The sequence below is a fragment of the Paenibacillus sp. plas6 genome, assembly GCF_057221655.1.
The window spans coordinates 4447504-4460064 of the sequence record NZ_CM170151.1 but is presented as its reverse complement, the minus strand read 5'-3'; the positions used below and the strand labels follow the sequence as shown (position 1 = coordinate 4460064).

The 12561-nt window shown below is 34.9% G+C and carries 8 protein-coding genes and 2 CRISPR repeat arrays (1 of these 10 only partly in view); all 8 genes read left to right on the top strand.

What is annotated here, in order from left to right; all coding sequences use genetic code 11:
* The first annotated feature begins 202 nt into the window (after window positions 1–202).
* The 8 genes from AC2TDL_RS19790 (at window position 203) to AC2TDL_RS19755 (ending at window position 12365) form a co-directional block, all read left to right on the top strand.
* On the top strand, window positions 203–1081 hold the full coding sequence (locus tag AC2TDL_RS19790) for a DUF4085 family protein (protein WP_484697771.1): 879 nt from the start codon (window positions 203–205) through the stop codon (window positions 1079–1081).
* 218 nt (window positions 1082–1299) lie between these two features.
* Window positions 1300–1998: direct repeats of the CRISPR family, unit length 32 nt; unit sequence GTCGCATCCCGTGTGGATGCGTGGATTGAAAT.
* Between the two features lie 300 nt (window positions 1999–2298).
* Window positions 2299–3426, top strand: coding sequence for a DUF6602 domain-containing protein (locus AC2TDL_RS19785; protein ID WP_484697770.1), 1128 nt, complete (start codon window positions 2299–2301; stop codon window positions 3424–3426).
* A 32-nt stretch (window positions 3427–3458) separates the two neighbouring features.
* Window positions 3459–5150 (top strand): Cas10/Cmr2 second palm domain-containing protein, encoded by a 1692-nt coding sequence (locus tag AC2TDL_RS19780; RefSeq protein WP_484697769.1) that lies wholly within the window; start codon window positions 3459–3461, stop codon window positions 5148–5150.
* A gap of 14 nt (window positions 5151–5164) precedes the next feature.
* Window positions 5165–5962, top strand: coding sequence for a hypothetical protein (locus AC2TDL_RS19775; protein ID WP_484697768.1), 798 nt, complete (start codon window positions 5165–5167; stop codon window positions 5960–5962).
* Window positions 5937–7712 (top strand): hypothetical protein, encoded by a 1776-nt coding sequence (locus AC2TDL_RS19770; RefSeq protein ID WP_484697766.1) that lies wholly within the window; start codon window positions 5937–5939, stop codon window positions 7710–7712. The genes AC2TDL_RS19775 and AC2TDL_RS19770 overlap by 26 nt, the downstream gene beginning before the upstream one ends.
* A gap of 14 nt (window positions 7713–7726) precedes the next feature.
* Window positions 7727–9298: an RAMP superfamily CRISPR-associated protein gene (locus AC2TDL_RS19765; RefSeq protein ID WP_484697765.1), complete on the top strand. Its 1572-nt coding sequence runs from the start codon at window positions 7727–7729 to the stop codon at window positions 9296–9298.
* Window positions 9295–9732 carry a hypothetical protein gene (locus tag AC2TDL_RS19760; RefSeq protein WP_484697763.1) on the top strand — a complete coding sequence of 146 codons (438 nt, stop codon included), beginning with the start codon at window positions 9295–9297 and terminating at the stop codon, window positions 9730–9732. The genes AC2TDL_RS19765 and AC2TDL_RS19760 overlap by 4 nt, the downstream gene beginning before the upstream one ends.
* Window positions 9732–12365, top strand: a complete 2634-nt coding sequence (locus tag AC2TDL_RS19755; RefSeq protein WP_484697761.1) for a hypothetical protein — start codon at window positions 9732–9734, stop codon at window positions 12363–12365. The genes AC2TDL_RS19760 and AC2TDL_RS19755 overlap by 1 nt, the downstream gene beginning before the upstream one ends.
* A gap of 188 nt (window positions 12366–12553) precedes the next feature.
* Window positions 12554–12561: a CRISPR direct-repeat array (repeat unit 32 nt); it runs 496 nt beyond the window's last position.

The following is a 12561-nucleotide window of genomic DNA, read 5'->3' as shown; positions in this document are numbered from 1 at the left end:
ACTAATGTGCGTCTGTCAATCAAAGCAGACACCTCCTTATAGCATTTATACGTATAATATATGTAAAGAGATAGAATTTGGACATGGACAATTGATGTGGTTATTAAAGATATGGTAAATATAGTTATATGCATAGAGTGTTGGTAAAAATGATGAACTTTCATTAATACGTTAGATGATATATTAAATAAGGGGGGCATGGATGAAATATTTAACGAAGGAATGGTATGAATTAAGTCAGCAGATGGGACTTCATTTTGATATGCGCGCCCATAAAGAAACTAGTGTGAAAGATGAGAAATTATATCAGCGATTATATAAGAGAAAGGAAAAGCAATTTGTTGAAGAAGAGCGGGAAATCTATAATATAGATCCTCGCTATTTACTAGAGCAAGATGGTATGAACCTAGTGCCGTTAAACAAAATACATAACAACGAGGAAATATCGGAAGAAGACGTTATTGTGCATCAATTATCTGATGAGGAAAGAAGCAGAATTGAGAAATTAATTGCTGAATATGATGCAAGACCTCCATTTGATGAAGAGGGCTGTAAGCAAGTTTTCAGAAAGCGACATGAGTGGAGATGCAGATATGTGACTGCTCAGCTGCCAAAGCAAATATTATCGCAAATCGCTGATATACGCGTATATGCTCTTGGTTATTGTACTAAGGAAGTGTTGACGCAGTTAAAACGGCTTAGCAAAGAAAATAAACAGAAAGTAAATCAAATGTCCGAAGCAGCGTATAAGGAGCTGCAGCAGCAACAAATTCCAGCATCTTTATTAAGTAAACTAAACTTTCATGATTGTCGTGTTACTAGCATGGAAACTGGGAATGATGTTACGATTACTTTTGAAACAAGCGGAGGCTTTACCGAAGATAATAAGATGACATTAGTTGAGGCACAAATGATTTTACAGGAGGATGGCATTATCGGAAGTTATTGGTTATATAATGAACTTTATCGGGTGGAGCAAGGGTATGAGCTTCATGTTTTGTTGTCGGGTCAGGAGTTATGTGAATTGATCGTTCAATGTAAGGATATTGTAATTGAAAAGCAAACTGCTGCAATAGAGTAGCGATTTTGGCTTGGTTAATATTGAAAATTAAACTAAGCAAAACAAAATAAGTGCGGATCCCAAGCTCACATAAAATCCCTAGGAGATCCGCACCCCGCATAAAATAAGGGTTTTTGCCAAATTAGTGGTGCAAAACAAACTAAATTATGGTAAATTTAAATCGATCCGCACTAAACCGTTTTCAAATCCTTATACGATAAGGGGAAAATCTGCGGGCTGTCGCATCCCGTGTGGATGCGTGGATTGAAATCGCAATCCCTGATCTAGCAGGTTGGACTTATAAAGTCGCATCCCGTGTGGATGCGTGGATTGAAATAACAGCCTCAATATCAGCAACCACAGCAAGGTTATCGTCGCATCCCGTGTGGATGCGTGGATTGAAATATCAAAATGAAGTTGTAGAAGGTAGCCCATTAGTGTCGCATCCCGTGTGGATGCGTGGATTGAAATCATATGATATATAATGTTGATGTTTTATATCAATTTAGTCGCATCCCGTGTGGATGCGTGGATTGAAATACATTATATATATAACTATATCGCGCGCCCGTAGTGTCGCATCCCGTGTGGATGCGTGGATTGAAATTAAATGATGTACCCTTAATCATTCCTGGTCCTTGTCGCATCCCGTGTGGATGCGTGGATTGAAATATGACAACTCTCTATATATCCCGCCCATACTTTATGTCGCATCCCGTGTGGATGCGTGGATTGAAATTACTAGGTGCTCTATCATAAGTAACCCTAACAGTGGTCGCATCCCGTGTGGATGCGTGGATTGAAATTCTACGTGAATTTTATGAAGTTTGTCGTAAAGTCCGTCGCATCCCGTGTGGATGCGTGGATTGAAATATTATACGTGACGCTAAGTGGGAGAATCTTGATGTCGCATCCCGTGTGGATGCGTGGATTGAAATTATATCAGAAATAGTCGCTTGACTTACATTGGAAAGTCGCATCCCGTACGGATGCTTGACTAAATTTTTTGCAATAATACTCCTCAAAAAATCTAACATAACTAATGCCTTACTTCTCTCATCTAAATCCCAGTTAAATCCCTTCTATTTTCTATCATTTTTTCTCCTTAAATCTCAACTTCCTACTGTTTATTCTCCTATTAACAAATCTCATTAACTTTATTGTTTTTACAATATATGATATATTTACCAGTGAGGGTATGTATAATTTTGTCAAAGTTTGCTGAGAGGTGAAGGTTGATGAGCAAGAAAAAAGATATTTTAAAGGGGATTTATCAAAACTATCAATTTCAAAATGAAAAGCTCGCCACTGAACTTAAGCTTGCATCAGATCATGACGTTACTACAGGCAGTTACAAAGAAGAAACATGGTTTGAATTTTTTAGAAGTTTAATTCCGTATAAGTATTCTCTTGCCAAAAACATAAAAATTATTGATTCCCTCGGAAATATATCAAATGAAGTAGATATTGCAGTTTTTGACGAGCAATATACTCCTTACGTTTTTAACTATAAAAACATTAAATATATCCCAATAGAAGCAGTGGTCATTGCCGTACAAAGTAAAAGTACAAAATTGAATAAGAAAAAACTTGTGCAATGGAGTGAAAGTATAACTAATTTGGTTCCAAATAATGCAGGGATTACAAGAACGGTTAATGGATATACCATTGGAATTACTAATCTCACTCAAACTCGCACAAGACCGATTATGATTTTAGTGACTACTGCAGAAGAAGAAAATCTAGATAAACTGGCAAAGAAAAACGAGGAACATTTCGATTTCATTTTGAAGCAACAATATACAGAGACTGGGAAGCATGTACTGCAAATTAAACTTAATCATGAAGATAAGACACTTGGCTGGTGGGGAGATCGTCTTAACAAATGCACTACTCTTGATGAAACGCCAAATTCAGGTGTCCAATTTCTTAATATCGGTGTAAGGAAACCCTCTCACGCTAACTCCTCTAGTGAAGAAGAATTTAAGCAAAGTCTGGAAGCAAGAGTGCATGAGCTAAATCAACAATATCCAAGACTAAAATTCACTTTAGATCCTGCTTTAAGTATTGTATCCCAGGCAACACTTAAAGATTTAACGGTTCGCAATAATCCTCTGTTAACCTTTAATTTTCAACTAAATCAACTTCTAATGTTAATTAATAATCCAATGTTCTTTCCGCATTTTGCATATGCTGAAGTGTTCGATCAGTTAGTAGATCGTTTGGAAGTAAAGGCTGAAGATCAAGCAGCAGAGGAAAACCAAGTAAATAGTAAACAAATTGGCAAAAAAGATAAATCTAATCCTAAGAATTCTGTTAAGAAACATATTAATGCTTCAAATAAACAAGCTAATACTGAAGATTAAGCAACAATTAACTATATTATTTGGAGGGAAATATGAGCACATTCCTCTATATTGATGTATCTCGAAAACAAGAGTTTATATATAGCCTTAATGAATTGAAGAACAATTTAAAAAATTCGGCGATTATTAAGGCAGTAACTGAACAAGTTATTGGTTCGGGCAGTGAGGATAAAAACAATGATAGCCAAAAAGACAATGTCAATTTGCTTAGAGAGTTATTAAGTAAGCTGCCAGTTGCCCTGACTCCTTTTCTAGAAAATCATTTTAAAGGTGAATATGAATTTATTTTTTCTGGCGGCGGGAACAGTATTTTATATTTCAAGAACCCGGACAAAGCTAAGCTGTTTATTCGTAAATATTCAAAATCTATAATTGAAAACTATCCTGAACTAGAGCTTTATATAAGTATGCTTGATTTTTCCGAACTGACGGAAGAAGAGAAAAGCTTAAAACATATTCGACGTGTGCTAAAACAACGCTGCAATGATTTAAAAGATTCTAGACGAAGCATGTTTCGCAGATGGTCGTACGGAATTGAGCAGATCGATGCAGCAGGTAAACCAGTATCGCTCATACCACGTGAAGAAGAGTTTAAACTATTAGGTAATCAATACATTTCAGAGGTACGTGATCTAATGTCCTATCGCTTAGAAAGTAGGCTGGATAGCAAAAAAGTTCAGAAAGTTATTCAGCTGCATCAATATAAGCAACGGGATGACAGCAAAAGCTATATTGGCGTTATAAAAATTGATGGAAACCGTATGGGTGAAATGGTAAATAGTTTGCTCGGCAACCTTGAAAAGAATAATAGCAATTTACAGATGAATGGACTAGACGATGAAACAGACGGAATTAAAAATAAGTCGAAAAAGCTAAATGAGTTATCTTCATTAATTGATAATATTTATACGGAAGCTGTACATCAAGCGCTTAACACGGTGGGAGAGCAAAAACTGGGGAACGGAAAGAACATTCTATATTACACACCAATTGTCCTTGCTGGAGATGATGTTTGTCTCATTACTGAAGGAGAATATGCGATACAACTTGCTGCACAAATTGTCGAGAATATTAAGACGCTTTCTGTCAGTGAGGTATATCGTGGAGAGCTTGATAATTTTAATATAAATGAGCCGCTTACTGCTTGCGCAGGAGTTGCTATTGTCAAGGTAAGCTATCCGTTTTTTGAAGCAGTACGAGAAGCTGATGAGCTATGTAGTGAAGCGAAAAAAAGTATCTACAAAATAAACAATGATGATCAGAATGAAAGCTCTCAAAATAAAACAGACCAAACAGCATCATTTATATCATGGTCAATCGTTGAAGGCCAAGTTCGAGAAGCTACTGCTTATACAAGTGGCGTAAAGACAAGAAACCTGCAACAGATTTATCATGTGAAGCCGCTGCGTATCGATCAGGAGCAAGCATTTGCTCAAGGTATTGTTAGTTACAAGGCATTTGCGGAGTTAATTAAGCAAATTAATGGTATCGAGAACGTTTCTTCATTTATCCATAAAGTCAAAAACGGTATGTATGATGGCATAGAAAATTATCAACTAATTTTTGAGAGAAACAGAAATAATATTGCAGAAAAAATAGAGAAAATCGTAGAAAAAGTATTTGAAGATAGTCAAGTTCAAGTTGAAGGCACCGTTTTAAAAGAAAATGACAAATATATCTATGTTCTAAATGATGTGTTTGAGACGATGGATTTCTTCAAATGATACAGAGGAGGGGCATGATGCAGTATCGAGAGACGTATCGTTTGCGGGTTAAATTATTAAGTGAAGCGATATTTAGCAGCGGGGAAAAAGAAGCAAATACTGTGCATAATAAGGCACTAACAGATGAGTATGGATTTGTATATTATCATGCAAAAACTTTAAAAGGTATGTTAAAAAGTAAAGCAATTTGGTTGCTTAAGCATTATGCCACAATTGATGAAAATGCTGCTCTCCAATTTCTCGATTCCATCCAAACTTTATTTGGTATGAATAATGAGGAGTTGAAATTGCTGTATGAGGATTTTAGCAACGTGTTAAGTAAAGATTCTATATTTCTAAAAAAGATTGCTGAGCAAAAGGAAAACTTTCAATCACAACATAAGGAGCTTCCATTATTGCGCTTTGGTCATTTAGAGCTGCCAGAAGCAGTACGCTCATATTATCAAAAGATTATCGTTCAGCAAAAGAAGGAAGATAGCTATACGGTAATTAATAAACATGATCTAATCGAAGCACAAACACATGTGAGAGTTGCGATACAACTTAAGAATGGCATAAGCGAAGAAAAGAAGCTTATGAATGTTCATACCGTTAAGAAGGGGTTAATTTTCTATGCACCTATATTTGTTGACCGAGATTTGAATGGAAGGCTAAAAAATGACTTAGTACGAATAAGTAAAGCCCTTGATAGAATTGGTGCAGCGGTTCATCGGGGATATGGAGATGTAGAGGTAACTCTTCTAAGTTGGAAGCCTGCTTCAGAAAATCAGAAAGGAGGCGAATGGAATGAAGTTGAATTACATTGTAATTGATATTTACAATGAAGAACCATTGAAAATTGGAGCAACAGGCAATAAAAGCAATTGGAATGAACCTTGTAAAGATTATATTCCTGGCTCGACGATTCGCGGGGCTTGTATCTCACAACTATTAAAAGAAAAAATATCAGAGCAGCAACTGCAAGCATATTTATTAAATATGTACTGTTATAATGCTTATCCAATAGACGATTATTCTAAGGAGCAAACCCTGTATACACCAACACCGCAACATTTAAGAAATAATAAGCATGAATGGAGAAAGGCAGATATTCGCTCTCAAAATGGTGAACATACGCTTATTCAACTGGAAAATATTTTATACAATTCTTCTGAAATTGATAATGATAATATCAATTACTTACCTTTCCCATATATTACGACAACTTCTTCTGCACTAAAGGGAATGAAAATTAAAAAGAAATATCATCTGCACCATTCGCAGAGTCGCAATAGAAATGCTCGGGAACGTAACAATTTATTTAACTATCAGGCGATAGAAAAGGGCTATACTTTTCGAACAATTATTGCATGCCATCCTGATTTAGCAGAAAAACTTATAACTGTTATTACGAAGCAAAGCATCTGGTATTTAGGAGGCTCTAAGGGGACAGGCTATGGTAGATGCAGAGTTTCAGTTGTACAAAATAAAGAAGATTCTCATATCGAACATGCTGTTAAGCCCTATTCTTTTGAACAAGCGCAGCAAATTCTATTTAGTGAAAAGCAGAATAAGGGCGAGGTAGCGATAGATAATCAAAATAAATTAATAACGATTACTTGTTTATCGGACTGCATCTTCCGCAATGAATATGGACAACCAATTAACAAAATTCCGGAGCGAGTTTTTGATTACATTTTAAAAGGAAAGTTGCCAGCGCCAAAATTAATTCAACAGTTTTGTCAAACCGGTCTAACGGAAGGCTATAATTCAACCTGGCAGGCACGATATCCAAAAGAAACAAGCATAAAGGCTGGTTCGATTCTTGTGTACGAAATTGAATCTCAATATTCAATGAAGGATTATGAAGAACTAATTAAAATGCTCGAAGCCCGGCCTTGGGGGCAGCGAACACAGGATGGGTATGGATGGTTAGCAGTAAATATACGATATGCTTCCGTTATTTCATTAAATAATAAGAAAAGTGACGAGGAAGCTTCTAATTCAGACGAAAAAGCTAATGAAAGCAAATGTCAAAATAAAGATTGCATAGCACAGGAAGATTTTATTCCAGATGAGAAGAAGGTTTTCGAGATTTTGCAAAGATCATTAGCAGAGAGAAGAATAAAGTGGCTTCGGATGCTAGTGAAACGCTCCTTAGAAAATGGCATCCACCCATCCAATAATAATGAGATGATTTTATCTAGTGAAGTAACGATATCTCAAAAGTACAAAATGATAACTGTTCTTCGAAATATTTTAAATGGCAAGAGTCACAATAGCAATGCAAATGAAATGGATCAGAACCCACAGAACAAGAATGAAGAGCAAGGGCAGAATTTAAAGCGGGAAGCTCGTTCAAATAATAAGTTATTTTCCATTGCAGATTGTAATTTCAATCAGATCATTTGTTACTTACAAGACAATTCCTCTAACGATCCTCAAATTATCCAATTAGCAAAATATGCTCAACAAAAGCTAAGCAGTGAAAGTGGAAAGCTATATTATTATGGAGAGGATCTCACCAATCAAGAGAAGAAGTTTATCGCAGAGCTTGCGATTGAACTTTTGGAAAATGGCTGAAGGAAGGTGACGTCGTGAACGAGAAGACAAACAGCAACTTTAATCAAAAAGTCATTTATATTTATCATCTTGAGGCGAAAACCCCATTTTTTACAGGAGCAAGTGAACAGGGGGAGCTCTTATTAGATGCTAATAACGAACCATTTATACCTGGAAATAGTATAGGCGGTGCGCTTCGGGAATATCTTGAACGGACAAAAACAGAGCAGGAAGAAATTCTTTCTGTAATGGGTGGCGAACAAACAGAAACAGATTCCTCTAGTCAAGGGGAAGTTAAAGAATTTAAAACATTTAGAGAAAGCACCATTTTTATAAGTGACGGTCAAATTAGTTTTGGTCAAGAAGCGGCTAACGTTCCGCTCATAAAAGAAGGAACTAGAATAGATTCTCAATACGGAACTGCTAAGGATAACTATAAATATGAGTTTAAATATTTACCAGCGGGATTTAAACTGTGCTTTTCAATCGAATTTGATGTTTGGCAATATAAGCATAATAATTTAGATACGAATGCTGTGCATGAATTAATAAATAGATGGGCAAAAGCGATCGATGATGGTCATATTCGCTTTGGCGGAAAGAAAAGCACAGATTTTGGTAGATTTAAAGTAGAAAAGCTAGAGCAACAGACATATAGCTTTTCAAGTATAAAAGCTATAGATGATTACCTTTTGAGCCGCAGTGAACGGAATGAGAAAAATGGCTGGAAAATAAAAGAGTTTAATGATTTCAAAGAACCTAGTGTTGAAGAACAATCGACTGTTGTTTTCGAATTACAAGGCAAATTTCCTTATGGAGTATATCAATCGTTTTTATTAGACAATGAGGAGTCACAGCAAGAGTCACATTCTAAAAAAGGACTATCGAAAACGATTACTGGTTTGCAAAAGAATGGAAATAGTAATAGTAGGAAAATACCTGCTTCAAGCATGAAAGGTCTACTGAAACATCACTATGTATTGCTTGTACGTCGTATTTTAAAAAAAATAGAATTAACAGATGATCTAATAGATAAAAAGTTTTGTGCTCCATTATTTGGAGGAGAAAAGCAAATTGGACAACTTATCGTCTCAGATTTCATTATGGACAAATCTAAAAAAGTAAAAGTATATCGTTCCAGTGAGGTTAAGGATAATAAGCACGAGCTTATATTTGAGTTAAGTAATCCAAACTATAACAAGCTTGATCGCTTAACTGGCGGAGTTATTAAAAATGCTCTAAAAACACAGGTGGAAGCGGCCGGAGAAGCAAGTCTTAGATTAGAGCTGAGAATAAACAATGAAGTACAGAAGAATTATGATGAGGATAAAATTAACAAGAGCCCATTTATTTTTCCGTTAATTTATATTTTACGTCAAATTGGTTTAGGAAAGATCGCAGTAGGTGGGCGCACGGCGATAGGCTTAGGTCAGTTTGAAGCTAACCAATTAAAAGTGGCAGATAATAGCAAGCAGCAGAACTTAAATCTTCATGATCTTCATTTAGAAAATTTAGATGAAAAGAACAAAGAAGCTCTTCAACCCTTGTATGAGACATTTGTAAATTGGCTACAACGCACTTTAACAAGCAAGGAGGATAGGACGTGAAACCATTTCAAATTGAAGATATAACGATGGATAAGTTTTATTACATCGTTCACTTGCTAGATCAGGTATTAGTAGGAGAATATCCTGCAATAGATGGAGACTATATGAAATTTCAGCAGGATCAATTTCAGAAAATCAAGCAGGCAATAGAAACGAAAATGCTGCTTGAAGCGCATTTTTTTAATGAGGAGCAAGAAATCTTTGTTGTGCAGGAAAATGGTGAATTGTTAATGTATGAGCCTTTAGTTCATGAACCTGATCATCCAGATGTAATTACAAGATTATATCAGCTTGAAAATTATAATAATAGGAGTAGATGGAGCCCATATCGTGGAATTAAGGTAAAGGAATATGTTCAATATGATGAAGATACACATTTGGCTTATGTAGAGAAAACAATATTGTGTAGCTTGCTGCGGGAAGGAGGAGTGTAATGAGTTTCAAAATTGGCGAGAGATATGGATATAAAAGCCATTCAAAACATAAACGAGATAGTAAAGGTTTAAAAGACAAAGCAAAAGGAAATTCAAGAGGAAACATTAAGTATGTTACTGTTCCGTACGACTTTATTCCTTTCCCAACAGAAACGATAGGCAGTTATCATAAACCATTTTCAATAAATGAATTACCTAAACATAACGAAATAGTTAATCGTCACAGCGGTTGTATAGACTATGTAATTAAACCTTGCGGACCATTAGCGTTAGAGTTCCGCGGGGTATTTGATAATGACAGGATGTTAGCACCATTTCAACTAAATGACCTTTTTGTTAGCGGTAGTATTTTGCGAGGAAAGAGTAGAAGTAACTTAGAAATTTTAAGCGGCAGTTATCCTTTATTTATTGACCATACAGAAATGCTGTATCGCGATGTAACTAACTTAAATTATAAAAATACACTTAAACAAGCCCTTCAATCAAATGTGAAATCGAAAAAAGAGGAAAGCACTTCTGAAGAAGCGTCAAAGGAATCAAAAGATAAAAATTCTGCAAAAGATGATAAATCAATAGATATATCTAAAATCGTTCGGGCAGGTTATTTGGAATACCGTAATGGCAAATACGTAATTATACCAGCTAAACCATTTGGCAGTAAGAACTTTCTATCATTAAGAGAAGAGTTTTTACGACAAGAAGCTCTTAAAGTAATTCATTTAAAAAGTCAGCAAAATAATAAAAATTGGGACGATGGCGTTTCTTGGTTGTATTATTGGTACAGCAATAATCACGATCGAGAATTAGAAAATCCAAAATCATTCTTTGCTAAAACACGAAATAGAATAAAAGAATTGTCGGATTATATTAAAAATGTTCGAGAGTCGCTATTAGAAATTTCAGAAGATTGGGAGAGCGAATGGAATAATATCTTTCTGAGAGAAGGAAATATCCAAACTAAACTGAAGATTAAGTACGTTAATAATTTGGGACAAGAAGTCAAAAAGAGCGATAAAGATAATAATAAAGTGAAATCCTACCAAAATCTGATTCAAGAAGTATACAAACTTAAAGAAAAGCTATATTCCGAATTAATTACACTTTTTGAGTCAAAAGAAACGAAAGAGCTTGGTAAACTGCTAATAGATTATAGTTTAGAGAGATGGGAACTAAAGGCCCAAATATATTTTTATTATGAAATGATACTTGATAAAAACAATTTATTTAAGCCGTATCAGCATAAGGTTTATTGGAAGTCTGCTGGCGCTGAAAGCATAGAACGTATCAGCTCGAATTTAGTTGAAGGTTATCAAAAAGGTGTCTTGTATAATTCAACAAATGCTAATTCTAAGCGAACGCATTATTTAATTAATGAAAAAAGCGATTCGGAAGAAGAAATTGAAGTTTCTGAAGAAGTAATTTATAACTACAAACGAAATTTTGATAAGATGAGATTTATGACTAACGGTCAGAGAAGCAATTATAAGGAAGATAACAAGTTAGCAGAAAAGGTGTTTAAGAATTTTTATGAAATTTTTCCTGAAGAAACACCTGATAGTTCATATAGCAAGATTATATTCTATGTTTTCTTAGATAATAAACTATATATCGGTCGTACTCCTTATTTTAAGATAAGGAACAAGTATCAGCTTGAGGATTTATTGCAAGAGGAAAAACAGTCTATTCCAGACGGAATTGATTATGCAAGAGCAATGTTTGGTTTTGTTAAAAATGAACTAGATGATTTAAAAACAGAGATTGAACCAAGTGAAAAATTTTCATATAAATCTCGACTAAGATTTTCTCCTATCACCTTTAATGTTAACCAGTTGCCGAAGGATATAATTAAAACAGTGAAATTCCAGTTATCTTCACCATCTGCTAGTGCTGAAAGCATGTATTTACATTATCAAGATAATGACACTGAAAAGCCTTCTTATAATAGTAATAAAAAACCACATTTAAATGGAACAAAGATATATCATGTTCAGGAAACCATTGAAAGCGATAAGGCAGAAGATAAAAATTCAAAGCTGTTTTCATATAAAACAGTGTTAGATGTGAAAAATGATAACCGTTCTGATACAGCAGATTCTGTGGAAAAGCTATGCTTAAAGGGGAAAGTTTACTTTGATCATTTATCAGATGAGGAGTTAGGTGCACTATTACTGTCACTTGACATAACAAATATTGCAAAATCTAAGGAATATGAAACTATATATGGGTCAGAAGGCTTGAAACTAAACAATTTATATGAATTAATAGGCGGGGCTAAAGCTTATGGCTATGGTAAAGTGCAAATTAGAGTTACAAAGCTTCAATTAGATAAACAGGATTCTGATTTTTCATCCCTTATATCAGAACCAAGTGTTGAAGCTTCAGAAGAAATTGGAGCATATATAGATAAGTTTATAGACAGTTTTAAGGATAAAAAAGAAACATATATAGAGAATCTGCTTAAGCCATACATCGAAAGCAAGAAGATTTTTAAGCATTCTGATCTAGGAAATAATATTAGTCACTTAACCTGGACAAAAATGGCTAATAGTAATAAAGTTGGATATAAAAGAAATCAACGTTTATATTCAAGATTTAGACGAAATGCTTCTCTAAAAAAAGATACTAGAAATTAAATTTTTAAATCAAAAGCTCGGTGCGGATCCGAAGCTCACATAAAATCTCTAGGAGATCCGCACCCCGTATAAAATAAGGGTTTTTGCCAAATTAGTGGTGCAAAAACAACTAAATTGTGGTAAATTTAAATCGATCCGCACTAAACCGTTTTCAAATCCTTATACGATAAGGGGAAAATCTGCGGGCTGTCGCATC

Excerpts from the sequence above, each read along its gene's own strand:
- AC2TDL_RS19790 (WP_484697771.1), top strand. The coding sequence starts at position 203 with ATGAAATATTTAACGAAGGAATGGTATGAATTAAGTCAGCAGATGGGA.
- AC2TDL_RS19785 (WP_484697770.1), top strand. The coding sequence starts at position 2,299 with ATGAGCAAGAAAAAAGATATTTTAAAGGGGATTTATCAAAACTATCAA.
- AC2TDL_RS19780 (WP_484697769.1), top strand. The coding sequence starts at position 3,459 with ATGAGCACATTCCTCTATATTGATGTATCTCGAAAACAAGAGTTTATA.
- AC2TDL_RS19775 (WP_484697768.1), top strand. The coding sequence starts at position 5,165 with ATGATGCAGTATCGAGAGACGTATCGTTTGCGGGTTAAATTATTAAGT.
- AC2TDL_RS19770 (WP_484697766.1), top strand. The coding sequence starts at position 5,937 with ATGAAGTTGAATTACATTGTAATTGATATTTACAATGAAGAACCATTG.
- AC2TDL_RS19755 (WP_484697761.1), top strand. The coding sequence starts at position 9,732 with ATGAGTTTCAAAATTGGCGAGAGATATGGATATAAAAGCCATTCAAAA.